Source organism: Klebsiella sp. Ech2A, assembly GCF_030078455.1.
Taxonomy (GTDB): Bacteria; Pseudomonadota; Gammaproteobacteria; order Enterobacterales; family Enterobacteriaceae; genus Klebsiella; species Klebsiella terrigena.
Window position 1 is genome coordinate 22,788 of sequence record NZ_JAQGFU010000012.1, and the last position, 24,518, is coordinate 47,305.

26 protein-coding genes are annotated in these 24,518 nt (G+C 55.9%); 11 read left to right on the plus strand and 15 right to left on the minus strand.

Annotated elements, in window-relative coordinates; genetic code table 11:
* Positions 1 to 17: 17 nt before the first annotated feature.
* On the minus strand, positions 18 to 806 hold the full coding sequence (locus PFH44_RS04860; RefSeq protein ID WP_283824448.1) for a hypothetical protein: 789 nt from the start codon (positions 804 to 806) through the stop codon (positions 18 to 20).
* A 27-nt stretch (positions 807 to 833) separates the two neighbouring features.
* The gene (locus tag PFH44_RS04865; RefSeq protein ID WP_045860214.1) at positions 834 to 2,246 is read right to left on the minus strand and encodes an aminotransferase-like domain-containing protein; all 1,413 of its coding nucleotides are present in this window, start codon (positions 2,244 to 2,246) and stop codon (positions 834 to 836) included.
* Between the two features lie 177 nt (positions 2,247 to 2,423).
* Here PFH44_RS04865 and PFH44_RS04870 point away from each other — a divergent pair, with 177 nt between their 5' ends.
* The 4 genes from PFH44_RS04870 (at position 2,424) to PFH44_RS04885 (ending at position 5,632) form a co-directional block, all read left to right on the plus strand.
* On the plus strand, positions 2,424 to 2,588 hold the full coding sequence (locus PFH44_RS04870) for a DUF1127 domain-containing protein (RefSeq protein ID WP_283824449.1): 165 nt from the start codon (positions 2,424 to 2,426) through the stop codon (positions 2,586 to 2,588).
* A gap of 451 nt (positions 2,589 to 3,039) precedes the next feature.
* Complete coding sequence (locus PFH44_RS04875) at positions 3,040 to 3,504, plus strand: MarR family winged helix-turn-helix transcriptional regulator (RefSeq protein WP_283824450.1); 465 nt, start codon at positions 3,040 to 3,042, stop codon at positions 3,502 to 3,504.
* Positions 3,505 to 3,510: 6 nt separating this feature from the next.
* Positions 3,511 to 4,578 carry an HlyD family secretion protein gene (locus PFH44_RS04880; protein ID WP_283824451.1) on the plus strand — a complete coding sequence of 356 codons (1,068 nt, stop codon included), beginning with the start codon at positions 3,511 to 3,513 and terminating at the stop codon, positions 4,576 to 4,578.
* Positions 4,568 to 5,632 (plus strand): DUF2955 domain-containing protein, encoded by a 1,065-nt coding sequence (locus tag PFH44_RS04885; protein WP_283824452.1) that lies wholly within the window; start codon positions 4,568 to 4,570, stop codon positions 5,630 to 5,632. Before PFH44_RS04880 ends, PFH44_RS04885 begins: the two co-directional genes overlap by 11 nt.
* A 2-nt stretch (positions 5,633 to 5,634) precedes the next feature.
* Here the strand turns inward: PFH44_RS04885 and PFH44_RS04890 are convergent, their stop codons facing one another.
* The 7 genes from PFH44_RS04890 to PFH44_RS04920 form a co-directional block, all read right to left on the minus strand.
* Positions 5,635 to 5,883, minus strand: coding sequence for a putative Se/S carrier protein (locus PFH44_RS04890; RefSeq protein ID WP_283824453.1), 249 nt, complete (start codon positions 5,881 to 5,883; stop codon positions 5,635 to 5,637).
* Positions 5,880 to 6,647 (minus strand): putative 2-hydroxyacyl-CoA dehydratase activator YjiL, encoded by a 768-nt coding sequence (yjiL, locus tag PFH44_RS04895; RefSeq protein WP_283824454.1) that lies wholly within the window; start codon positions 6,645 to 6,647, stop codon positions 5,880 to 5,882. Before yjiL ends, PFH44_RS04890 begins: the two co-directional genes overlap by 4 nt.
* 9 nt (positions 6,648 to 6,656) lie before the next feature.
* A complete protein-coding gene (locus PFH44_RS04900; RefSeq protein ID WP_045860203.1) occupies positions 6,657 to 7,808 on the minus strand; it encodes a double-cubane-cluster-containing anaerobic reductase in 1,152 nt (383 codons plus the stop codon).
* A gap of 107 nt (positions 7,809 to 7,915) precedes the next feature.
* Positions 7,916 to 8,155: a DUF2164 domain-containing protein gene (locus tag PFH44_RS04905; RefSeq protein WP_041143893.1), complete on the minus strand. Its 240-nt coding sequence runs from the start codon at positions 8,153 to 8,155 to the stop codon at positions 7,916 to 7,918.
* A gap of 223 nt (positions 8,156 to 8,378) precedes the next feature.
* The gene (locus PFH44_RS04910) at positions 8,379 to 9,662 is read right to left on the minus strand and encodes a DUF445 domain-containing protein (RefSeq protein ID WP_283824455.1); all 1,284 of its coding nucleotides are present in this window, start codon (positions 9,660 to 9,662) and stop codon (positions 8,379 to 8,381) included.
* Entirely contained in the window at positions 9,655 to 10,317 is a 663-nt protein-coding gene (locus PFH44_RS04915) for a LysE family translocator (RefSeq protein WP_283824456.1), read from the minus strand. The genes PFH44_RS04910 and PFH44_RS04915 overlap by 8 nt, the downstream gene beginning before the upstream one ends.
* Before the next feature lie 46 nt (positions 10,318 to 10,363).
* Positions 10,364 to 11,179 (minus strand): AraC family transcriptional regulator, encoded by an 816-nt coding sequence (locus PFH44_RS04920; RefSeq protein ID WP_283824457.1) that lies wholly within the window; start codon positions 11,177 to 11,179, stop codon positions 10,364 to 10,366.
* Between the two features lie 217 nt (positions 11,180 to 11,396).
* Between PFH44_RS04920 and PFH44_RS04925 the strand changes: the two genes are divergently transcribed.
* The 5 genes from PFH44_RS04925 (at position 11,397) to PFH44_RS04945 (ending at position 15,191) form a co-directional block, all read left to right on the plus strand.
* Positions 11,397 to 12,302, plus strand: a complete 906-nt coding sequence (locus tag PFH44_RS04925; protein ID WP_283824458.1) for an Rpn family recombination-promoting nuclease/putative transposase — start codon at positions 11,397 to 11,399, stop codon at positions 12,300 to 12,302.
* A gap of 212 nt (positions 12,303 to 12,514) precedes the next feature.
* Positions 12,515 to 13,885, plus strand: coding sequence for an NAD-dependent succinate-semialdehyde dehydrogenase (locus PFH44_RS04930; RefSeq protein ID WP_283824459.1), 1,371 nt, complete (start codon positions 12,515 to 12,517; stop codon positions 13,883 to 13,885).
* 651 nt (positions 13,886 to 14,536) lie between these two features.
* The gene (locus PFH44_RS04935; protein WP_283824460.1) at positions 14,537 to 14,731 is read left to right on the plus strand and encodes a hypothetical protein; all 195 of its coding nucleotides are present in this window, start codon (positions 14,537 to 14,539) and stop codon (positions 14,729 to 14,731) included.
* The gene (locus PFH44_RS04940) at positions 14,718 to 14,957 is read left to right on the plus strand and encodes a hypothetical protein (protein ID WP_283824461.1); all 240 of its coding nucleotides are present in this window, start codon (positions 14,718 to 14,720) and stop codon (positions 14,955 to 14,957) included. Before PFH44_RS04935 ends, PFH44_RS04940 begins: the two co-directional genes overlap by 14 nt.
* Positions 14,958 to 14,966: 9 nt before the next feature.
* The gene (locus PFH44_RS04945; RefSeq protein WP_045860188.1) at positions 14,967 to 15,191 is read left to right on the plus strand and encodes an Hcp family type VI secretion system effector; all 225 of its coding nucleotides are present in this window, start codon (positions 14,967 to 14,969) and stop codon (positions 15,189 to 15,191) included.
* A 224-nt stretch (positions 15,192 to 15,415) separates the two neighbouring features.
* Here the strand turns inward: PFH44_RS04945 and PFH44_RS04950 are convergent, their stop codons facing one another.
* Positions 15,416 to 15,961 (minus strand): YfaZ family outer membrane protein, encoded by a 546-nt coding sequence (locus PFH44_RS04950; RefSeq protein WP_045860186.1) that lies wholly within the window; start codon positions 15,959 to 15,961, stop codon positions 15,416 to 15,418.
* A 690-nt stretch (positions 15,962 to 16,651) separates the two neighbouring features.
* Between PFH44_RS04950 and PFH44_RS04955 the strand changes: the two genes are divergently transcribed.
* Together PFH44_RS04955 and PFH44_RS04960 are read left to right on the plus strand one after the other, a co-directional pair.
* Positions 16,652 to 17,344, plus strand: coding sequence for a hypothetical protein (locus PFH44_RS04955; RefSeq protein WP_283824462.1), 693 nt, complete (start codon positions 16,652 to 16,654; stop codon positions 17,342 to 17,344).
* 578 nt (positions 17,345 to 17,922) lie between these two features.
* On the plus strand, positions 17,923 to 18,402 hold the full coding sequence (locus tag PFH44_RS04960) for an Hcp family type VI secretion system effector (RefSeq protein ID WP_283824463.1): 480 nt from the start codon (positions 17,923 to 17,925) through the stop codon (positions 18,400 to 18,402).
* 48 nt (positions 18,403 to 18,450) lie between these two features.
* Here the strand turns inward: PFH44_RS04960 and yjiA are convergent, their stop codons facing one another.
* From yjiA to hpaB, 5 genes are all read right to left on the minus strand, one after another.
* Positions 18,451 to 19,407, minus strand: coding sequence for a GTPase (gene yjiA, locus PFH44_RS04965; RefSeq protein ID WP_283824464.1), 957 nt, complete (start codon positions 19,405 to 19,407; stop codon positions 18,451 to 18,453).
* An 11-nt stretch (positions 19,408 to 19,418) separates the two neighbouring features.
* Positions 19,419 to 19,622 (minus strand): YbdD/YjiX family protein, encoded by a 204-nt coding sequence (locus PFH44_RS04970; RefSeq protein ID WP_045860179.1) that lies wholly within the window; start codon positions 19,620 to 19,622, stop codon positions 19,419 to 19,421.
* A gap of 173 nt (positions 19,623 to 19,795) precedes the next feature.
* Complete coding sequence (locus PFH44_RS04975) at positions 19,796 to 21,946, minus strand: carbon starvation CstA family protein (protein ID WP_283824465.1); 2,151 nt, start codon at positions 21,944 to 21,946, stop codon at positions 19,796 to 19,798.
* A 264-nt stretch (positions 21,947 to 22,210) separates the two neighbouring features.
* On the minus strand, positions 22,211 to 22,723 hold the full coding sequence (locus tag PFH44_RS04980) for a 4-hydroxyphenylacetate 3-monooxygenase reductase subunit (protein WP_283824466.1): 513 nt from the start codon (positions 22,721 to 22,723) through the stop codon (positions 22,211 to 22,213).
* Positions 22,724 to 22,742: 19 nt separating this feature from the next.
* Positions 22,743 to 24,305 (minus strand): 4-hydroxyphenylacetate 3-monooxygenase, oxygenase component, encoded by a 1,563-nt coding sequence (hpaB, locus tag PFH44_RS04985; RefSeq protein ID WP_283824467.1) that lies wholly within the window; start codon positions 24,303 to 24,305, stop codon positions 22,743 to 22,745.
* Positions 24,306 to 24,518 lie beyond the last annotated feature (213 nt).

The window sequence follows — 24,518 nt, forward strand, 5'->3', positions numbered from 1 at the left end:
CTGATTTTACATAAGTATCAATACCGTGAGAAGGTATTTATACACGCATTCAAGAATAAGTTTTTATTGATTTCATTAATGTGTAATGGATTGGTTTTTAAATGATAAGATAATTCGCAAAATTCTTTTTTGTTTACTATTTCATTTCCGTCTACTAATCTTATTTGACTGGATGAATAATAAGAAATGCTTATTGATAAAAGTAGGATGACTGCACTGACTGGTTTTTTGTAGTATATCGATAAGTAATGAAATGATGGGGCTATTAATAATCTGTATGTGAGTATAAGAGCAAGCACTGCCAGTATAAAGCCTATGGTTAGATCAATATTTCCAGATGGTTTGTTAAAATCTCCGGTAAGGAAAATCCTGTTGATTGCGATGCAAAATAAGAAGAAAACTAATATATTGATAACCGCGTAGGTTTGAACTACTTGAAAGAAATAAACACTATTCCACACTTTTTTTTTGAATCTGGTTATTGTAGACATACACAGCCAGAAAAAAATACCAAATTTTATTGGTTGAATTAATAAAAGAACATACCAGTAAAGTTGATTAAATATTAATTTAAAGCTAGCTATGGGGGATATTTTTATTGAAAGTAAACTGAATGCTGTTATCAAGGAGCCTACAATTAGTATCGACTTGAAAAGATTAGCGCCAGAGTTTACCAGTGGAGAATATTCATGAGTGCCATCATATATCTCCGGGTGTTTAATGAATATATACATTTCTGAGAGGAAATCATATCCCGGAATAATTTTTAATGCATTGGTCAAAAATTGTTTTAAGTTACTTTCCATATATTTTCCATTAGTTAAGATGATTAATCACTCCATCGCCACCTTCACCGCATCCCCCAGCTTCACCATCACCTCCCGGTGCTTGTCGATCGGCGGCAGGGCGCAGTTGATCCTTAAGCAGTTGCGGTATTTTCCTGAGGCTGAAAACAGCGAGCCCGGCGCGACCTGGATTTTCAGCTGGCACAGCTGCTTCGCGACGCAGACCATATCGACGTGCTCGGGGAGCTCGACCCACAGCATATAGCCGCCCTTCGGTCGGGTGACGCAGATGCCGCAGGGGAAATACTCCCGCAGCCAGCAGGTGTAAATTTCCATATTGCGCTGGTAGATCTGCCTCATCCGCCGCAGGTGGCGGTGGTAGTGACCTTCGCGGATAAAGTTACAGGCGGCCAGCTGGGTTGAGGGCACGTTGGTCCCGCTGGCGGCGTATTTCATCTGCAGCAGGCGATCGTAGTAGCGGCCCGGCGCGATCCAGCCGATGCGCAGGCCCGGCGCGATAGTTTTGGTAAACGAGCTGCAGAGCATCACCCGGCCGTCGATATCCCACGAATGAATGGTGCGCGGGCGCGGGTAGTCGGTGGCCAGCTCGCCGTAAATATCATCCTCGAAAATGACGATATCGTGGCGCTGGGCAAGAGTCAGCACCGCGCGCTTGCGGGCGTCCGGCATGATAAAGCCCTGCGGATTATTGCAGTTCGGTACCAGGATTACGCCCTTGATCGGCCACTGCTCCAGCGCCAGCTCCAGGGCTTCGACGCTGATCCCGCTGTCCGGATCGGTGGGGATCTCAATGGCCTTGAGCCCCAAACCGCGCAGCAGCTGCATGGTGCCGTAATAGGACGGGGATTCAACGGCGACGATATCGCCGGGCTGGCATACCGACAGCAGCGCCAGCGATAGCGCGCTGTGGCAGCCGCTGGTGATGATCAGATCGTCGGCGGTGACCACCGAGCCGCCGTCGAGCATCAGGCGGGCGATTTGTTCGCGCAGCTCGCGGCGTCCGGCCAGCTCGTCGTAGTTCAGCACCTCGCTGAGATTATGCTGGATAACCCGGCTCAGCTCGCGCCAGATGGGCTTCAGGCTCGGCTGGGTGACGTCAGGCGAGCCGCCGCCGAAGGGGATAATGCTTTTGTCATTGCGCGCGTCGAGCATGGTCAGCACCTGATCCCACTGGGTGATTTCCACCGGGCGCTGGACCGGGCGCGACATCGGCGGTACCGGCGGCTGGGCTTTACGCGGGGCGACAAAGTAGCCGGAACGCGGCTGGGGGACGATCATCTGCTGCTGTTCCAGCGTCTGATAGGCCTGCTGCACGGTACTGATGCTCACCCCGTGCTCCTGACTCAGGCTGCGAACCGAAGGCAGCTTCTCTCCGTGGCGATACAGCCCTTGCTCAATACGCTCCGCCAGCAGGCTGGCCAGATGTTGGTAACGCGTCATGCTGTATCCCTTATTGTCGCCATACAGATTGATAAACCAGTACAGATGGGCGGTGAAAATCCCACGCAGATACTGTTTTAGCCAATCTGTATGTTAAAGAAAAGTGTTTTTTGAATCTGTATTGTCTCCCCACGGATCCGCGAAGATAAAGCCTCTGGCAAGGTGAGGAGGTGGAGTATGGAATTTCATGAGAATCGGGTAAGGCAGCCGTTTATTGGTTTTGTCCTGGTAGGCAGAGCGTTCAAAAAATGGTGGCTGCGGATGCAAACGCGCCGGGTTTTGCAGCAAATGAGCGACGCACAGCTAAAAGACGTCGGGCTGCGGCGGGATCAGGTCAATTAAAAAATGCGTTTTTTCCGGATGAGGGCGTAAACGTCTCATCCTGGCTCCCGGCCTGCGCTTCCGCAGGCTGCGAGCCGTAACCGTCCAGGCCAGCAGTCTGCCTGGCCCGGCGCGCTCGGGAGCTGGCGTCCCCCGGGATCGTTACATTCAGCGTATTTATCAATTCATGCTTCTCCTCTCTTCGTTTCTTGATACTTATCGTGATAAGTATTATTTTTCTCACAGCTATTAGCCTGGCCACCAGGGCTATTTTGTTTGTCATTTTGAACCTGAGCAGCGCTCGACAAAATACGAAAGTATTTTGCACGCCCTTCAGGGCGGCCCGGAGGATGAGCGTAGCGAGTGACTTCTCACGTACTACCCGTACGTTCCGGTTTCTCCGCGCGCTTCGCGTTCAAACTGCCTGCGCCAATAACGCCTGGTGGGATAGGCTCTACATGAGGAAAGAAAGATGACCGAAGATGAACTGTTTGCCCGCCGTCCGATGGGGATGCGCATGGCGATGGTGGTCCGCCAGTGGCGCGCGACTATCGATGCCGCCATCACCGACACCGGCCTGACCCAGTCAAGCTGGACGGTGCTGATGCAGCTGTATCAGCTGGGGGACAACGTCTCGGTCAGCGAACTGGCGGAGGTGCAGGGCATTGAGCTGCCGCCGCTGATGCGCACCCTCACACAGCTGGAGAAGCAGGGCTATCTGCTGCGTTCCACATCGCCCTATGACAAACGCATACGCCTGCTGACGCTGACGGCGGAAGGCCGATCGATGCTGGAAGAGCTGAATCGCGTGATCGCGGTTTACCAGGAGCGGGTTACCCGGGCCATTCCTGCGGACGATCTCGCCACCTTCAGCGCCACTTTAAATAACATCGCCTGCAATTTGCGGACAATCCGCGAAGAAGATAACAAGATCTAAAAAACTATGATGACGCCAGAACAAAAATTTGCCCGCTGGGTAAGGGTGAGTATTGCCGCTTTCCTGGCGATCTTCGCCTGGTTTATCGTTGCCGACATCTGGATCCCGCTCACGCCGGACTCCACGGTGATGCGCGTGGTGACGCCGGTATCGCCGCGGGTTTCCGGCTATGTTGCACGGGTCTATGTGCACAACAACAGCCAGGTGAAGAAAGGGGATCTGCTCTACGAGCTGGACCCGACGCCGTTTAGCAATAAAGTGCAGGCCGCGCAAATCGCCTTTGCGCAGGCGAAGCTGAGCAACCAGCAGCTGGACGCGCAGATCGCCGCCGCCCGCGCCAACCTGCGTACCGCGCAGTTCACCGCCCGTAACGACAAAGTTACGCTCGATCGCTACCAGCGCCTGAGTACGATGCAGAGCGTCTCGCAGTCGGATCTGGATAAGGTGCGCACCACCTGGCAGACCAGCGAGCAGTCGGTCAGCGCGCTCAACGCCAGCATCCAGAATCTGCTGATCCAGCGCGGCGAACGCGACGATGCGCGCAACGTGACGCTGCAAAAATATCGCAACGCGCTGGAGGAGGCGCAGCTGAACCTCGCCTGGAGCAGGATCTACGCCGAAACCGACGGCATGGTCAGCAACCTTCAGCTTAGCCCTGGCCTGTATGCCACCGCCGCCACGCCGCTGCTGGCGCTGGTGAGCAACCATACGGATATCGTCGCCGATTTTCGCGAGAAGAGCCTGCGCCATACCGGCGTGAACACCGACGCCGCGGTGGTCTTTGATGCGCTGCCGGGCAAAGTTTACCCGGCGCACGTCACCAGCAGCGACGCCGGGATTTTGGCCGGCCAGGAGCAGGTTAACGGCCAGCTGTCGCAGCCGGAGCAGTCCACTCGCTGGGTGCGTGACGCCCAGCGGATGCGCATTCACGTCGCGCTTGACGAGCCGCTCGACAAACCGCTGCCGACCGGCGCCCGCGCGACGGTACAGCTTTACAACAGCGACGGTCCGTTTGCCCGCACCTTTGCCAGCGTGCAGATCCATCTGGTGAGCCTGCTGCACTATGTCTATTAATACGCTGGCCCGGGTATTTACGCCGCACGGCAATATTGTCTATACGGCGAATGATTTTCGCCAGACGCTGCGCATCGCCGTTGCCGGGACCGTCGCTCTGAGCATTTCGACCTTCTACGACGTGCAGTACGGGGTCTTCTTCGTGGTCTATCCGCTGATGCTGCTGTCGCTGGTGCCGGTGTTTAACCGGCACGTCGCGCGGCAGTTTCTGTTCAGCGCGGCGGTAAACTGCGTGGAAATGGTGCTGATCGTCGGCTATCTGTCGCAGTGGCCGGTGATTATGACCCTGGTGGTCTTCGGCCTCTACGTGATGCGCTTTCGTTTTATGAGTCAGGGGCCGCTGTTTCTGCTGGGCTCGATGGGCGTGGTCTGTCAGAGCACGATGCTCAACTTTATGAGCTATCCCACCAGCAACTGGCATACGCTGATGTTTTCCAATATCGAAGCCTGCGTGATGGCAGTGGCCCTCAGCGCGCTGCTGAACTATCTGATCCCGGACGTTGAGCCGCGCCGGCCGCCGCCGCGGATTGAGAAGGATGCCGCCCGCATTCGCCATGAATCTCTGCTTTCCGGCAGCGTCGCGACAATGATTTTCGTGGTTTTCCAGATCTGCGATCTCAGCGATTCCCTGTCAGCGCTGATGGCCGGGATCCTGATCCTCTTCCCGATGCACTACCGCGGCGCGGTGATCAGCTCCATCTGGCGCGTGGTGGGCGTGGTGCTGGCCTGTCTCTACATTCTGGTGGTGCAGCTGCTTATTTATGATTTCAGCAACCATATGGTGCTGATGATGCCGCTGATCGCGCTCGGCCTGGCCTTCAGCGCGCGCCTCCACGTGATGGAGAAAGTGGGGGCCGGCGTGGGCTTCGCCAGCATCACCACCATCGGCATCATGTTTGGTCAGAACCTGCACCCGGATCAGGACCTGATCTTCAGCGATCTGTACCGGATTAGCTCGGTCACGATCTCGCTTATAGTCACCCTGACGCTGGTGTTTCTCGTCCACCGCATTCTGAACTGCTTTGCGCCGACGCGGTTCGTTATTACCGAATAGGATCAGGCCGGGAAGGTGGCGATGCAGCGCCACTCTTCGGCGACGTAGCGATAAATCGACTCCGTGGCGCCGGGAATCACCCACCGTAGCTCCTCTCCAGGCAGGCAGCGAAGAGAGATGCACAGGCCGCAGCCGCCGTGCAGCTGGCGCGGGATATCCTTCACCTGGAAGGCGATCCCCGCCGCCTGCAGGGCCTTGCGGGTGCGCACGACCCCCGGCGTCGAGTGAAATAAAAACAGATACTCCGTCATCCGCGGCGCCTCTGGCGCAGGCCAATCAGCGCCGCGCCAACCGCGCCGGCAAACTGGGCGTCAGGATGGGTGTGCACCGCTATCCCGGCGTGGCCTTCGAGCATGCGCGCAAAGGCGGCGCAGCGGCTGACGCCGCCGGTAAACAGCAGCGGCCCCTCGGCTGAAAGCCGGGAGATAAAGTTGGCGCTGCGGCGGGCCATGGCGTTGATCACGCCGGCCAGAATCGCTTCCGGCGCGATGCCCGCCGAGCGCAGGCTAATCACTTCGGATTCGGCAAATACCGTGCACATGCTGGTGATGGCGTGCGGCTCGATGCCTTCGGTGATGCTATCCAGCTGCTCAACGCTGGCGCCGAGGGTGCGCGAGATAACCTCCAGAAAGCGCCCGGTGCCCGCCGCGCATTTATCGTTCATCAGGAAGTCGGTGAGATTGCCGTCTTCATCAAGCTGGATGACCTTGCTATCCTGGCCGCCAATATCGATAACCATGCGGGTGGCGGGCGCCAGCAGACGCGCGCCGAGGCCGTGGCAGGAAATCTCCGTTACCTGTTTATCGGCAAAATCCACCAGCTGGCGGCCGTAGCCGGTTAAGGTTAAAAATGGCCGCTCGGCAAGATCGGCGCTGAGGGCTTGCCACGCCTCGTGGATGGCATCCGCCGGGCGAAAGGGCGTCGGGCAGAGAAAGCGCCGCTGGATAACGCCCTCTTGCAGCAGGATCCCTTTCGTGGCGGTGGATCCGGAATCAATACCTACCGTAAAAGTCACGCGCGCTCCTTACAGCATCTCAATAAAGGCCGCGACGCGGGTGCTGAGCTGGCCGATGTCCGCCGTCGAATAGTCGGTCTCAATCGCGATGTAGGGGAGGTTGTGCCGCTGGCGAACGTGGCGCTTAATCGCCATCGATTCAACCGCATAGGTATGACAGGCCTGCAGGATGACGTCCACCACGCCGTCGGCCTGATATTCGTCAACCATCTGGCTAAGCAGGGTTAAGCGCTGATCGTTTGGCGAGATGCACGAGCAGCCGATGGCGAGATACTTATCGGTCAGCGCATCGTAAACGTCGCCCGTCTCCTCCACGCAGCGCTCGGTCGCCTTGGCGCCGGTGCAGTTTTCAAAGCCCACCACCCAGCCGCCGTTCTCTTCAATGGCGCGCACGACTTTTTCCGCCGCGCCGCCAATCGGGCAGCCGGTGATCAGAATGCGCGGACGCGCCGCCAGCCGCTGGCCATCCTGCCACTGCTGGCGCACGCGATCGGCCATGTCGTCGAGCTCGTCGCTTAGCGCGGCTTTATCAAAGCGGAAGGTCGCGCCGTACACCACTTTCAGAATATCGCTGCCGCTGAGGGCGGGAGGATTGAGCTGCCCGACGCGATAGAAATTCGCCAGCGCCCGCCGCTCGCGGTTCTTGAGGCGCACGGCGTCGCGCAGCGCGGCTTCGCTGATTGTGCGGCCAAAGCGCGCTTCGACCGCCCGCTGTAGGCGCAGGATCTCGGCTTTCCACAGCGCGCGGGAGGCATCGTCGTTGGCGCTGTTCGGCAGCTGCATTACGTGCACCGGCTTGAATTCGGCCATGTACTCATACATTTTCTTTTTGCCGTCGCAGGTGGTTTCACCCACCACCAGATCGGAAAAATAGAAGTAGGGGCATTTATCCGTTTTGCCAAACCCGTAGCTGCTTTTAATCAGCGGGCAGAGATTACGCGGCAGATCTTTTTCCGCCTCTTCGATGGTTTCATCCGAGGTTGAGCACAGCGAGACGACGACGGCGCCTGCCGCCATCGGGATCTCCTGGGGCATAAAGGTGCAGTAGGTTCCGACCAGAGGGATATTTTGCTCTTTCAGGTCCATCACCGTGAGAAAGCCCTTCTGGCGGGCCTCGGAGAACTGGTCAAAAATGGCGGGTAGATCGGTAATTAGCGACATGGTTTTCCTTCCCCGTACACGGGAGATAATGAAAGAGCCGCATTATAACCATGTCAATAGTGTGTGTTTATTGATCTCCCGCCGATGTCGGCCTATTGCGGGCAACATCAGAACACTTTCTTCGCGTCCATCTCTTCCTGGATCCGCTCGCTGTAGGCCACGTGGGTGCGAATGGCTTCCTCAATCCCGGCGTTATAAAACAGGGGTCCCAGCTGTTCGGCGATAAAATCCACGAAGAACTCGGCATCAAACTGTTCCAGCTCAAGGTCAAAATTTCTTTCGCAGTAGGTACATAGCTTTTCGCGAAGCTGCTCGCGCTCGCCGGGGCTCAGGTTGATTTCAGCCATTTTTACTCCTTAAAAGTGTTCCGGATTCACGGCAAGCTCAGCTGGGGATCCCGCGCCGGTAACGGGTCTGGTTCTGCCGCCGGAAGGTCGATAAACGATCCTACCTTAGGATTGCCGTATTTGCTGGAAAAATAGAGCGCATGCGTTTCACTGGCGATTCGTCTCAAGCAGTATTCTACCCGGATAGGCTAACCGCAGGGCCCCGCCGCAAGCGCGGGGCCGCTTAGCGTAAAAACAGCGACGGGATCTGCGAGAGCAGCCACAGCAGCAGGCCGATGGTACCCCCGACGAGGGTACCGTTAATGCGGATAAACTGCAGATCCTTACCGATATTCAGCTCGATCTGCCGCGACATATCGCGGGAGTCCCAGCTCTTCACCGTATCGCTAATATGACGGGTCAGGAAGGTGGCAAACTCCGGCGCCACCCGGTGCGCCGCCTGCTCCAGATGCTCATTCAGCGACTCGCGAAGGGCGTCATCGTGGAGCAGCGTTTCCCCAAACCACTGCCCGGCCTCGGCGATCCGCTGCTTGATCCGCGAATCGTCGCTATTCACGTCATTTTTAATCCATCCGCGCAGGTCGGCCCACACCTCGCCAAGATAGCGGTTAAACGTCTCGTCATTTTTCAGATAGGCCTTCATGTTGTCCGCTTTTTGCGCCATCAGTGGATCGGTTTTCAGGCTATCGATCAGCTTCTGCGCCGCGCGATCGAAGGCCTGGCGGATCTGATGGGTGCGATCCTGGCTCACCTCGTCAAGAAGCGTATTCACCGCATCGGTGACCATTTCGGCGCTGTGCTCGCCCAGCCATTCGGTGGGGAGAATTTTGGCCTTGAGCGGATGCTCGGTCTCCAGCCAGCGGATGATGCCGCGGGCAATAAAGGCGCGGGAGCTGTCGCGCTGCAGTAGGGCGATAAGCTGGCTGATAAGGGAATCCAGCAGCTTCTGGTGCCGGTTATCGCGGGTTAATCCTTCGAGCATCATAGCGCTGGTTTGCGTCAGGTCGACCTTGTCGATGGCCTTGTGCACCGCGCGGCGCAGCAGGCGCTGAATGCGCGCATCGTCGGTGAGCTCGAGGAAGCCGCTCATTACCTGCAGCAGATGCTGGCCCACCCGCCGGGCGTTCGCCGGCTGGCTGAACCAGTTGCCGAGCATCAGCGCCGGCTCGTAGCGGCGGATCAGCGCGACCAGCGAAGGGGTGTCGAGGAATTTTTCCTGCACGAAAAAGCCGAGATTGTCGGCAATTCGGTCCTTATTACGCGGGATAATCGCCGTATGGCGAGAGACAAACGGCAGCGGAATGCGGCGAAACAGCGCCACCACCGCAAACCAGTCCGCCAGCGCGCCGACCATCGCCGCTTCGGAGATAGCCTTCAGCGCGCTGACCCACGGCGTCGGCGGCAGCAGTAGGGTAGCGACAAAAATCGCGGCCGCCACGAGCAGCAGCGACAGGGCCAGCAGTTTGGCCCGTTTTAGTTCAGCAAGTTTTTCCATAGCCTTAAGCATATAACCTGACGGCTAACTCATGCAAAAACTGCCAGATAATCCAGCCGCCAAAGCCCATCAGTACCGCGCCGGCCGCCCGTTCAACTCGCCAGATGACGGCGCCAAGGCGGCGCTGAACCTGCGGCAGGGCGATCAGCGATACCAGCAGTAAATCCCACAGCAGCACGACGCTGGTCATCCACACTCCGCTGGTTATCTGCTGGGCGAGGGTCACCTGCGGGCCAAGCAGGGAGGTCATCAGCGCGAGGTAAAACAGGGCGTTTTTGGGGTTAAGCAGCGCCGAGGCCAGCCCCAGCAGCAGCTGTCTGGCAAGCGAAGGGCGCCGGGCTGCCGCCGCTTCCAGGGGAAATGCGCCGGGCCGACTCCGCCACAGCTGGCCGCCGAGCCACAGCAGCCAGGCCGCCCCCAGCAGCGCGATTGCGCTAAACAGCAGCGGGGCGTGGCGCACCATGCTCCAGCCGACGATGGCGACTGCAATATACAGCCCGTTACCCAGCGCGATGCCGATGCACAGGCCGGCGCTACCGCGCAGGCGATAGCGGATGGCGTAGCCCATCAGGAGAAAGAAATCTGGCCCGGGACTCAGCAGGGCAACGAAGTGGGAGAGCGCCAGCGCCGGAAACGCGGGCGGGAAAAGCGAAGTAAGCATGTCCATAGTGACCTCGGAATAAATCTGAGATCACCCTACGCAAGGCTCGGCGCTAATTATTGTCTGATATTGATCGGCCAAGGGCGTACTGGCGCGGCGTGGCGGCGGTGTAGCTGACGAAGGTTTTATGGAAGTGGCTCTGATCGGCAAATCCGGCCTGATAGCCGACGTCGGCTATCTCGTCCCCGGCGCGCAGGCGGCGCCTGGCGTACTCGATCCGCGCCATATTGATAAAGCTGGCCGGCGTCAGGCCGGTATCCTGCTTAAAGGTGCGGATCAGGGTCTCTTTGCGCAGCGCAAATTCGTCGGCCAGCGCATCCAGCGAAAGCGGTGCCGGCAGGCTTGCGGTCACCCTGTTGAGCAGCCGTTCGCTGCTGTCGTGAAGGCGTTCCGGTGGCATCGGGCATAGCGGCAGCTCCCGCAGCAGCCGCGCGATGGCGGCGGGTAGCTCGGCGGTCCGCTGCTGCAGCGTCAGCTGGACGATATGCTGATACTGAAGGAAAAGATCGGCACCGCGCAGCATCGGCTGCGGCGCGGCAAGCCGCACGGCGCCGGAAAGGGCAGGAAGCTGTGCCCGACACCAGTCAACGTCGAGATAGAGCATGTGGTAGCTGCGCGGCCGTCCGGCAAGGGGATTACAGCTGTGCGGCGCGCCGGGTGGGATAGCTATCAGGTCACTGGGGCGCAGCAGGTACTCCCGTCCGTTGCAGATGCAGCGCGTTTCACCCGCAATAATGGCCCCCAGCGAAAGCTGCGGGTGGCTGTGACGTTTATACGCCCGGCGGCTGTCCCAGGTGCTGCGCAGCTCCAGCCAGGGGAGCGTTGCGTCGCGCCAGAAGGTTTGCGGGATATCGCGAGTGTGGTTCACAAAAGCTCCTGCAGCGAAAGGATTATGGATTTATAGCACGACCGCCGGCGGCTGTCTCCGGCGGGCGTTTTGCGAGCGGGCAGGCGAAAAAATGTCGTTATTACCGCTGGATAAAAATATCCTCCGTCCCGGCACGCAAAGAGATAAACGGCGGCGTGTAGGCGGGGTGACCGGCAGGTAGAGTCGCTTTAGCACTTCTCCGCGTAGGCTGACTGCAATGGAAAAAAGCCCGACGTCGACGCCGCATGATGCGGTTTTTAAAAAGTTTCTCCGGCATGCGGATACCGCGCGGGATTTTCTGGACATCCACCTGCCGTCCTCGCTACGCCCGCTCTGCGATCTGGAGACGCTGCGGCTGGAATCCGCAAGTTTTATTGAGGAGGACCTGCGTGCCTGCTACTCCGATGTGCTTTGGTCGCTGAAAACCACCGCCGGCGAGGGCTATATTTACGTCGTTATTGAGCACCAAAGTTCGCCGGACGCCCATATGGCCTTCAGGCTGATGCGCTATGCCATTGCGGCGATGCAGCGTCATCTGGATGCCGGCCACAAGCGCCTGCCGCTGGTGGTGCCCATGCTGTTCTATCACGGCATCGCCACGCCTTACCCTTACTCGCTGTGCTGGCTGGATGGCTTTACCCATCCGGTACATGCCCGCAGGTTATATGCGACCGCTTTTCCGCTGGTGGATATTACGACAATCCCGGATGACGAAATCGTCCAGCACCGACGCGTAGCGTTGCTGGAGTTCATGCAAAAGCATGTCCGCCAGCGCGATTTGACGAAGCTGGTTGAACAGATAATCACCATTTTGATTAAGGAATACACTAATGACAGCCAGCTAAAAACGCTGTTTAATTACCTGGTATATTCCGGCGATGCCCCTCGTTTTGGCAGGTTTATTCGTGAGCTTGCCCGGCGGGCGCCGCAACATCATAAGGAGGAACTGATGACTATTGCGGAAAGACTCCAGGAAGTTGGGCGTAGAAAAGGTAGGCTTGAAGGGCGGAGAGCCGAAGGGCTGCGCATTGCCCGTACCATGCTGGCGAACGGCATCGCTCTGGAGACGGTGCTGCGTATCACCGGTCTGTCAGAAGAGGAGGTTACCGCCGCGAAGCGTTGATTGTGTCGCGGCATGGCCTTATCAGGCGGCCATACCGCGATGACCCATTTCCCCCTTAAGCCCGTTCTGCGCCGAATATGCTCTGACAATCTCCGGCCGGAATCCTCCGTAAATACCTAACTTTACCTTTACGTCCAGCTATCTCTACTAACCTTAATGTCCTGAGCGGTATTTATGACTGCATTAATGACGATACTAAGGAGACATACGACATGGCCTATCAGACGGTGAATCCTGCAAATAATCGGCTTATTAAAGAGTACGCCCCGCACAGCGATGCCGACGTGGAGGCGGCGCTGCAGAGAGCGGATGCGCTCTATCACTCCGCATGGTCGAAGGGCGATATTGCCCAGCGCTTACCTATTCTGCACAGGCTGGCGGACCTCATCGATAGTCGGGTTGAGGAGCTGGCAAAAATTGCCAGCCAGGAGATGGGCAAGCTCATCGGCCAAAGCCGCGGTGAGGTGAAGCTCTGCGCGCAGATCGCCCGCTATTACGCCGATAACGCCGAGCGCTTTCTCGCCCCGGTGAAGTATCCCTCTGAGCTCGGCGAGGCGTGGGTTGAACACCATCCGATCGGCGTGCTGATGGCGGTGGAGCCGTGGAACTTCCCCTATTACCAGCTGATGCGCGTGCTGGCACCGAACCTGGCGGCGGGGAATCCGGTTCTCGCCAAGCACGCCAGCATCGTTCCACACTGCGCGGAAACCTTCGCTCATCTGGTTCGTGAGGCCGGTGCGCCGGAGGGGGCGTGGACTAATCTGTTTATCTCCCAGGATCAGGTGGCGAAGATTATTGCCGACGATCGCGTGCGGGGAGCGGCGCTGACCGGCTCGGAAAAAGCGGGTGGCGTCGTGGCGGCGCAGGCGGCGAAGCACATCAAGAAATCGACCCTCGAGCTGGGCGGCAACGATGTCTTCGTGGTGCTGGATGATGCCAGCCTCGACAAGGCGGTGAAGACCGGCATACAGGCGCGGCTCAACAATGCCGGTCAGGTTTGTACCGCGGCGAAGCGTTTTATCCTGCATGAAAAAATCGCCGAGCGCTTCCTGAGCCAGTTTACCGAGGCGTTCCGTCAGGTGAAGATCGGCGATCCGCTGGATGAGAGCACCACGCTGGGGCCGCTCTCCTCCAAAGATGCTCTGGAGACGTTGACTAAACAGGTTGATGAGGCGGTGAAGCATGGCGCCAGGCTGCATCTTGGCGGCAAGCCGGCGCAGTGCGAGGGCAACTATTTTGCACCGACCATTCTGACCGGCATCACCCGCGATAATCCGGCGTACTTTGAAGAGTTCTTCGGCCCGGTAGCGCAAATTTATGTGGTGAAGGATGACGATGAGGCGATCCGCCTGGCGAACGATTCGCACTACGGGCTCGGCGGCGCGATATTCAGTCAGGATACCGAGCGGGCGAAGCGAATGGCGTCACGAATTGAGACCGGGATGGTCTATATCAACTGGCTGACCGATACCGCGCCGGAGCTGCCGTTTGGCGGCGTGAAGCGCTCCGGTTTTGGCCGCGAGCTGGCGGATCTGGGGATTCGAGAGTTTGTGAACCAGAAGCTGGTGGTGATCCGCCGGTAAGATTAGGATGCAATAAGAAAAACCTGCCATCAGGCAGGTTTTTTGCGCCTATTGGGAAGATCGGAAGGTAACTCCATCGCCAACACAGGTGCCATCAATCTGTCTCTTTGTTAAGAGTTTTATTGATATTTGATTAATTGATATACATCAACTTAGATCTTATTTAATGCGGGTTGTGTATTTTTAGAACGATCTATTAAAAGTTATGCGAAGCGAAAATTTTTATCCGGAATATAAACGATTAACTGTCAAATTAGTGCCGTGTAAATGATGTTTGCAAGTGTGAACGTTTATTGTGTAAGTTGGCGTGATGCGGTTTTGTATATTAAAAAAGATGCTTGTGGATATGTAAGAGTGGTCGACATGATAAGGTATCATTCTTAAAAAGAATAACTGTGTCTTCTTCAGTATATTTTATGGCATGTATCATGCTCCAGTTAGTATTACAGGTAACTATAGCTGATGAAAGTGGAATGGATGATCTTATGTCATTTGGTCAATGACAAACTGTGTATGCATCGAAGCGAAAAATGTAACCCTTTAAATAGTCCAGTATTAAATGATGAGTCTGGTGTGGAGGATGATATTTCTATTACTGAGCATGCGCGGTAAAGGCAGGCTATCGGGATGGTCAAATATGAGGAAGGTATGATGGAAACCGGAAGCAGTGAAAAAATAGCCGACAGGATTGCGAATATTTTCCTGTCGCCAGATACGATATATTTCCTCATTGAACCTGCCGTCAAATTTTTCGTGGATGCGATTCACATTGCCGTTACCCGCGGACAGCCCGAATTTGAAAAAATAATAAATATGGTTGGAGAGAAATTACATGTCCTTCAATAAGGTAACACGCGGCTTGTTAGACATTCTGCTGTTTGCCATCGTAAATACCTGGGACGTTGTCCAGTCAATCATTTTTATCGGCGGCTTTATTGTCTGCATCATGCTGCCTGTGGTGTGGCCGATGAAATTTGTCTATATGGCCGTATGGTTCATTACTGCCTGGGCCATATCAAAGCTCGTCGATCGTTTAGACGAGTATCGTAAAAAAGGTAAAAATATAAATTAAGGATATCGCATGTCAAATCCAGCCTATTTGTGGTTTATCGATGAAAATGGATCTCCAATTGTTGGAGGTTCCATGGTACTCGGGGATGAAGATTCAATTGAGGTAAAATCGCTCTCTCATCACCTGACTATTCCGACTGACCGTAACACCGGGTGTTATGAAACCATCCAGTGGAAGTATACGGATGGGAACATCATCTTTAAAGATGGCTGGAACGAGCGAGCCACTGCCTAACGGGATGCGGGCTATCATAGACTCGGACTTCCGAGTCTTGCTTGTCTCTTAGAGTTGAACCGGGTATCTCAGCAGGACGCACTTTAGATACAGCATCAATAGCGGGCGGAGCTGGGGATTCGAGAGTTTGTGAACCAGAAGCTGGTGGTGATCCGCCGCTAAGTTAGGATGCAAAAAGAAAAACCTGCCGTCAGGCAGGTTTTTTTGCGCTTTTATCGGGGTTATTAGAAGGTAACGCCGCCGCCAACATAGGCGCCATCGATCAGGGTGTGGTTCGGACGGCCGTCTTTCCCGTCGACGCTCACGTGGCGGTAACCCACTTTCAGCGTTACCGGGGTAATCGGGCTCCAGCTCACGCCGCCGTTGGCTTCAACGTAGTTTTTCACGCTGTTGTTCAGTCCTTCCGGTGCGGCATAGCCTTCACCGAATACGTGGATACTGTCGGTCAGCGCAACGTTAACGCCGCCACCGATTGGGAACGCCACGCCGTTATCGCCTTTTTTCGGCCCAAGGTAGATGGCTTTTGCGCCGGCATTGAACATCACCGGGCCAACTTCCAGGTTATAACCCGCGCCAACACCCCCGGTCTGGGTACCGTCGTCGGTATTTTTGAGCCAGTTGCTTTCGGCATAAACGCCGGAGGAGGATTTACCCAGTTCCATATTGAGGTTGGTAAAGTTTTTCCCCTGTTCGACGGTAAAGCCCATCGCCATTGCTGAGCCGGAAACGGCGGTCAGCGCAGAAAGGATAAGGATATTGAGCTTTTTCATGGTTTATGCCTCGTCATTAAATTAATCTGAGGACACCCTAACAAGCGACGTTTACGACTGCAAATGTGATGGCTGTCGCAGTTTTATGCTGAGATTGTTATTAAAACCCTCTACTGATGTTGTTGATTAGTTGATTTATCGCAGCGTCAATGATTAACGTTTTGGCGTTTAGACTAAGTTTAATTTTTTTCCTAAACATCAGTTGAACGAGGCGGGAGATATTGATTGGCGCTGAACTAATTCGCTTTCTAATAATTTCCGAAAATGTTTCCATAGTAACAAGTAAAAACTTAAATTTACATTTTTGTGATTAAAAATGACTCAGCAATACCTTAAAACAGGTTCTGCCGATGAGGAATGCTGAGTAGTGATGAGCGTTATTGACGTAGAGAAACGGCACCCGGCTAATGCTTTTATTGTTGTTGATGCAGTTTATCTTACCTCTTTATTATTTAACGTTCTGGTAATTATTAAATTGATGGTGTGAATATGTCACTGCCTATTGTGCTGGTGCGTGAGAAATCTAAAACAGATGATGTAATAATCTTGTAATTGTTGCGTTATTTAAACTGCATTTTTATCTGCTTAATATCCGATCGCGATCGCAACCCTATCTCTAAATAGACGTTTACCCGAAAATGTAGAGTGTTTAAACTTTGCTCATGGAGTTAGTAATTGCAAGGAGCGGCTATGTACTATCGAAATGAAGTTGTCAGTTATTTACAGGCTAACAGAATTCTCGCATTGAAGCTTGACCATGCATTAACGGGTGTCGGAAAGACAGTATCAGAACAGATTAAATTGACGGGCGTGGGCGCTAAACGTGCGCTGTATTATACATCCTGCTTTACGGATGAATATCAGGAGGTATGTCAGCGGCAGAAGAGTGAGGATGTCCGGTTTACTATGGGTGTGACCCATCTTTTACGGCATAGCGATGTTGTCTATGAAATGCTCAAAATATATTTTGAAGAAATATTTAAATACAAAACGTCCGATCAAATAGAGCATATCCAAAAAATGCTGATGGCGGTCAATGTGCATATTGCCGCCAGCTCTCTTACCAAAGTAGGCTTCGCTTTAGCGGCTGCTACATCGGTGGCTGTTAGCATGAATCTTAGACTTGAATTGAGCAGCCTAGCCGGTAGGGCGATTGGTACGGCGTCAATGATAGCTGGTATTTATGGCATTTTTCAGAAGGCCGCCGATAGCGCCTGGCGTCTGCATATTACCTCCCCTGCTTATTACGACGCGTTATATGCAAGAGAACTTGAAATGATGTATTTCCTGGTGGAGCCGATTTTTGAACGCGCTGGCGCCTTTAGCGCTCACCGGATCTCCGACGCGGATATTGCGGATATCATAGCTAAAATGATTCGATAGCTATGATTAATTTCCTCAAAAGATTTTTATGCTGGCAATGTCGGTTTTTATTTTCCATGTATGAGCCTGGACTGCTCACTCTGGTATTTGCAATGGCTGCACAGTACTTTTTTCCAGGTAGCCCCATTTGGCCTGTAGGCGTGTTCGCCATATTAGTGATAGTGATGGTTGGGCGCTATGTGAAATGGTAGTGCAAGAAAATGAGGATATTATATGGTGTTTTCAGCGTGATTGGTGGAATGGTGATATACATCAGGAGAATGCTTTTGTGGCTATGCCGTCAATTATTTTCTTTATACGCGCCTTCGATTTGCGTAATCATCTTTATATTGATTTATATACCTTTGTTTCCTGATGGTCCATTCTGGCCTGTAGGATTGTTCATAATATTAATAATCTATATATTTGCGCGCTACGTGAAATGGTAGCACCAAAAATAAACTTTTTATCAAATTGATTTATGCCCTAAATATTTCGAGCCGCGGCGGCCCATAAGGGCGAGGCATCATGCATGCGCCGAGTAGTAAAGCCAGCGCGCATGCGGCTTGAAGTTCGACGGGTATATAAGGAAATGAAATATGTCTACTCCCGCACACCTGTGGCTTGAGGATGAAAACGGTTCTCCGATTGTTGGCGGTTGTTTAATGCCTCTGCGTTTAGGCTCCATCGAATTAAAATCATTCTCGCACGGCGTCACCATGCCCGTTGATACGAACCGGGGCAAACTTACCGGCACGCGCATTCATCGGCCGATCGCCATCGTGAAAGAGTTCGACCGGGCGACGCCCGTTCTCTATCGCGCCGTGTGTGAGGGGCGGACCCTGAAGAAAGCCACCATCAGGATGTACCGCATTATGGAGTCAGGCATTGAGTCCGAGTATTTCAATATCATCCTCGAAAACGTCAAAATCACCACGGTTTCGCCGTACCTTTCTCCCAACGCTCTGAGCAGCACCCACCTTGAAACCCTCGAGCTGCGCTATGAGGCCATAACCTGGAAGTACACCGAAGGAAACGTTATCTATCGTGATACCTGGAATGAGTTCTGCACTTCCTGATGCCTTCACGCGAGCCCTCTTCCACGGGAAGAGGGTCCCTGCGAACCGCTACTTCCGCAATCCGGCAAACGCCGCCCGAATCTCCTCTTCCGGCAGGTTAATGCCGATAAACACCAGCGTGCTGTGCGGCTGGTCTTCGCCCCAGGGGCGGTCCCAGTCGGCGCTGTACAGGCGCTGGACGCCCTGGAACAGCAGGCGGTTAGGCTCGCCGTCAATCCACAGCATCCCCTTGTAGCGCATCAGCTGCTCGGCGAATGAGAGCAGCAGGTTTTCCATAACCCGCGACACTTCGCTGATATCCACCGGGTAGTCCAGCTCCACCACGATCGACGACACGTCGTTTTGCTGGTCGGCAATAAAGTGGAAGCGCGGCTTAGCGCTCACCACCCGCTCTTCCAGCATAAAGCCGCCGGTATTAAACAGCTGGCCCAGATCGATATCGCCGTGGGTGACCGCGTAAATCGGCGCCCGGGCGTTGATGCGCGCCAGCCGTTCGCGCAGCGCCTCGCTGCTGCCCGCGACGTCGGTTTTGGTCAGAAGAATACGGTCGGCGTAGCCCACCTGCGACTGGGCGATGGTGAACTGATTCATCTGCTGGTCGGCGTGGACCGCATCAACCAGCGCAATCACCCCATCCAGCAGGTAGCGTTCACAGAGGATCTCATGGGAGAAAAAGGTCTGAATAATCGGGCCGGGATCGGCCATGCCGGTGCACTCAATCACCAGCCGGTCGAAGGCAATCTCGCCGCGATCGCGGCTGTCGAGCAGGTCGAGCAGGGCGTCTTCCAGCTCGTTGGAACGCGTGCAGCAGATGCAGCCGTTGGTCAGGGTTTTGATCTGGGTGGCGCGATCGCCAATCAGCTGGTCATCAACGGAGACTTCACCAAATTCGTTTTCGATCACCGCGATTTTAAAGCCGTGCTGCGCGTTGAGAATATGCCGCAGCAGGGTGGTTTTGCCTGCGCCAAGAAATCCGGTCAGCAGGGTGACTGCAATCGGTGTCATGCGTGCCTCCATTAACAGCAGCGTACGCCGCCTTCTCCGCTCCCGCCGTAGCGCGCTTGCTGGCGCTCGCGGAAGAATTCGTTGTAGGTCATATACGGCTTATCCGGATGGTTGGCTTTCATATGCTCAACGTAGTTGTCGTAGTCCGGAATGCCAATCAGCATCTTCGCCGCCTGACCGAGGTACTTCTTTGCTTCGCCTAAGTTACCAAACATCAAATTATCCTTACAGGCATAAAGTTCGCTGATGCAGGCGATGTGACCTGCTATTTTGCATCCGGGTTGCGCCCGCCGTTCTCAGGTACCGTGCGTCCGCTGCGCAGGGATGCCAATAATGTCCGAGTCGCTCACTGAAAAGCCCCGCCGAAGCGGGGCCGAACGGGGCTGGATTAGTGGTGTGAAGAGGTCTTCACGCCGCCTTCCGGCACCGGCACGTACGGGGTCTCTTTGTCAGTGCGTACCTTATTGTTACGCACGTTGATCCACGTTTTGATGCCGTAGAAGATGATGCTGTAGACCACCACCAGGAACAGGATGCTTAAACCGGCGTTGGTGTAGTTGTTGACCACGATATGGTTCATGTTGGCAATCTGCTGCGGGCTAAGCTCGCCGCCGGCGGCAATCTTCTCTTTGTACTGCTGGGCCATAAAGAAGAAGCCTTCCATCTGCGGGTTGGTGCTGAACAGTTTCAGACCCAGCGCCCAGGTGGTGCACAGCAGGAGCCATGCGGCCGGGATCACGGTAACCCAGATGTATTTGGTGCGCTGCATTTTGACCAGCACCACGGTGCCAAGAACCAGCGCCACGGCGGCCAGCATCTGGTTAGAGATACCGAACAGCGGCCACAGGCTCTTCACGCCGCCCAGCGGGTCGACCACGCCCTGATACAGCAGGTAGCCCCACAGGCCTACGCAGCCCGCGGTCCCCACGATACCGGCAACCAGCGAATCGGTTTTCTTCAGGAATGGTACGAAGTTGCCCAGCAGATCCTGCAGCATAAAGCGGCCTGCGCGGGTACCGGCATCGAGGGCAGTCAGGATAAACAGCGCCTCAAACAGAATACCGAAGTGGTACCAGAAGCCCATATCCGCCATCGGGATGATTTTGTGGAACACGTGCGCGATACCGACGGCCAGGGTCGGCGCGCCGCCCGCGCGGTTCAGCACCGAGGGTTCACCGATGTCTTTCGCCGTTTGCAGGATCTGCTCAGGCGAAATCACAAAGCCCCAGGAGCTGACGGTAGCCGCCGCATGGACGGTGACTTCTTTCAGCTGCGCGGCAATCATCGCGGCGTTTTCGCCGCCCATTTCATGCAGGTTCGGCATCACGATACCGAGGCCGGCCGGCGGGGTGTTCATCGCAAAATAGAGGCCCGGCTCGATGATAGACGCTGCCACCAGCGCCATGACCGCCACGAAGGACTCCATCAGCATTGCGCCATAGCCGATAAAGCGCGCGTCGGTTTCATTCGCCAGCAGCTTCGGCGTGGTGCCGGAAGCGATCAGCGCATGGAAGCCGGAGACCGCGCCGCAGGCGATGGTGATAAACAGGAACGGGAACAGGGCGCCTTTCCACAGCGGGCCGGTACCGTCGATGTACTGGGTGACCGCCGGCATTTTCAGGTCCGGGTTAAGGATAACGATACCCAGCGCCAGGCCGACGATGACGCCGATTTTCAGGAACGTCGCCAGGTAGTCGCGCGGCGCCAGAATCAGCCACACCGGCAGCAGGGCGGAGATAAACGCGTAGCCGATCAGGGTAAAGGTGATGGTGGTGTCTTTAAAGGTCAGCGCCGGGCCCCAGTACGGGTCGTGGGCAATCACGCCGCCGAAGTAGATGGCGGCCACCAGCAGCACGATGCCAATCACCGACACTTCGCCCACGCGGCCGGGGCGCAGGAAGCGCATGTAGATCCCCATAAACAGCGCGATCGGCACGGTTGAGCAGACGGTGAAGACGCCCCACGGGCTTTCCGCCAGCGCCTTCACGACGATCAGCGCCAGCACCGCAAGGATGATGATCATAATCAGGAAGCAGCCGAACAGGGCAATCGACCCCGGAATCGGGCCCATCTCTTCTTTGATCATTTCACCCAGCGATGAACCGTTACGGCGCGAGGAGATAAACAGCACCATAAAGTCCTGCACCGCCCCCGCCAGAACCACGCCCGCCAGCAGCCACAGCGTGCCGGGCAGGTAGCCCATCTGCGCGGCCAGCACCGGGCCGACCAGCGGGCCGGCGCCGGCAATCGCGGCAAAGTGGTGGCCGAACAGCACGTAGCGGTTGGTCGGCACGTAGTTCAGGCCATCGTTGTTAATGACCGCCGGCGTTGCGCGGGTTGGGTCGAGCTTCATCACCTTTTGGGCGATGTACAGGCTGTAGTAGCGGTAGGCCACCAGATAGACCGATACCGATGCGACGACAATCCACAGGGCGCTAACGTGCTCCCCGCGACGCAGGGCGACGACCGAAAGGCAAAATGCCCCGATGATTCCAAGAATCACCCAGGGTATGTGCTTGAATAGTTTTTTAGTATCCATAGTAAAACCTGGCGTTATGAGTTGAATAATTGGCCGAAGCCGTCTGAACGTAATTTTGCGGAGGTATTGAGTCACTATGCTGGGGACGATCTTGCCAGAACTTTGCGCGCGTAAAGTTGGGTAAATCAACGAGTGGTTGTATGGCGGATTAAGCGGTCACTTGCGGGAGTAAGCGGTTGGGCAGGAAATGAACAGTGGGATAATATGTGATTGAGATCACAAGAATTTCTCCCCCCCTTTCAGCAGGGGGGAGAGCATGTTTGGCTAGACGGCTGCCGCCATCTCCATCATCACCGGATGGAAACGACGCTTGAAGTAAATCAGCCCGTGGCCTTCCTGGCTTAGGGTGATGTTCTTGATCTCGACCAGATAGACCAGGTGGCTGCCGATGGCCTGCACCTGGCTGATATCGCCTTCGAGACTGGCCAGCGAATCCTTCAGCACCGGCTGCCCGAGCACGCCCTTCTGCCAGCACGAGAGGCTGAAGCGCTCCTCCATCGTCACCCCGGTCATTCCGGCAAAGTGGCGCGCCATCACCTCCTGCTCGTGGTTCAGGACGTTAATGCACAGCCTGCCGTTGCCCTGGAATACCGGGTTCATTGCACTGTTGGCGTTGATACACACCATCACCGACGGCGGGGTATCGGTTACCGAGCACACCGCGGTGGCGGTGATGCCGCAGCGGCCGGCATCGCCTTCGGTGGTGATCACGTTCACCGCCGCCGACAGGCTGGACATGGCATCGCGAAAGCGCAGGCGTTGTTCATCTAATTGCATTGTGACCTCCCGCTGTGAATTACTTCAGCAGCTTATCCAGGATATTGATATCAGAGTTATTGTGCAGGTGCGGCACCGTCCAGCCGTGCTGGTCATACTCGGAAAGGCAGCGATCGACCATCGCCATCATTTTGTCCATGTTGCCGGAGCTCTGCGCCTGGCGCAGGCACTGCAGGCGAATCTCGTCCTGGCTACCGGAGTAGTTGATTTCATACAGCTCGTGGCGGCCGCCGAACTCGCTGCCGATCGCGTCCCACATCAGCTTGAGGATCTTGATGCGTTCGACGTGATCCATGCCGTTCGATCCGCGGACGTATTTCGCCAGATACTGGTCGATCTGCGGATTGTTGAGGTCGCGCGCGCTGGACGGGAGATAGATCAGGCCGCTGGTGACGTTACGCTCGATAATGTTTTTGATTTTGGCGTAGGCCATTGGCGCCATTACGCGGTAGGTTTGCAGCGCAGCGTGATCCGGCAGGTACGCGCCGTTCACCCACGGCGTCGCCTCGTAGCACATCGAATCGCTCAGCGCCCAGAACATGTTGCGCCAGGCCACCACTTCGCCGAGATCCGCCTGCACGCCGCGGAACTCCAGGGTGCCGGTACACTCCAGCGAGCGCTTGAGCAGGGCGGTGATAAAGTCGAGCTTAACCGCCAGGCGTACGCAGGCCTGCAGCGGGTACATGCGGGCGAAGCCGCCCTCCATCGTCCAGCGGCGGCAACGATCGAAATCGCGATAGATCAGCACGTTCTCCCATGGGATCAGCACCTTATCCATCACCAGGATCGCGTCGTTCTCGTCGAAGCGGCTGGAGAGCGGGTAGTCATACGGCGATCCGGTGGCGCCGGCGACCATTTCGTAGGAGGCGCGGGAGATAAGCTTCACCCCTTCGGCGTCCATCGGGGCGACGAACATCAGCGCGAAGTCCGGGTTTTCCCCCATCACCTGCGCGGATCCGAAGCCAATCATGTTGTAGTGGGTCAGCGCCGAGTTGGTGGCGACGACTTTCGCCCCGCTGACCACGATCCCGGCGTCGGTCTCTTTTTCCAGCTTGATGTAGACATCTTTCACCTCATCGGCCGGCTTATGGCGGTCGATCGGCGGGTTGACGATGGCGTGGTTAAAGTACAGGCCGGTTTCCTGAATGCGGGTGTACCAGCTGCGGGCGTTCTGTTCGAACTGGCCGTAAAACGCCGGGTTGGCGCCCAGCGCGCAGCCGAAGGCGGCCTTGTAGTCCGGGGTGCGGCCCATCCAGCCGTAGCTCAGGCGCGACCACTCAGCGATGGCGTCGCGCTGCTGGCGCAGATCGTCGGCGCTCTTCGCCACGCGGAAGAACTTATGCGTATAGCCGCCGCTGCCGGTATCGGTGTTCCAGCACAGGGAGTCCTGCAGCGTCGGTTTGTGCAGCGCATCGTACAGCTGGCCGACGGAGGCGGCGGCGTTGCGGAACGCCGGGTGCGTGGTGACGTCCTTGACGCGCTCGCCGTAGATATAAATTTCGCGGCCGTCCTGCAGGCTCTTCAGGTACTCTTCCCCGGTTAACGGGCGTTTAGCGTCTGCGCGGAAATCTTCAGGTTTCATCGGGACCTCTCAGTATTAAGCGGCATATCCCGTCATGCTTCGGAAGGCGCCTTTTCGGCCGCGGCGCGAAGCATTCAGGGTACAAAGGTTAAATTTATGTTTTCTTTTTGTTGTTTAATTGAAGCGGTTTACGTGGGTTCCGTGAAGAGACTTTTAGGTCAACGGCAGGTACTTTTCAGGCGGGATGGCGTTCTGTGATCCGGGTTGGTTTTT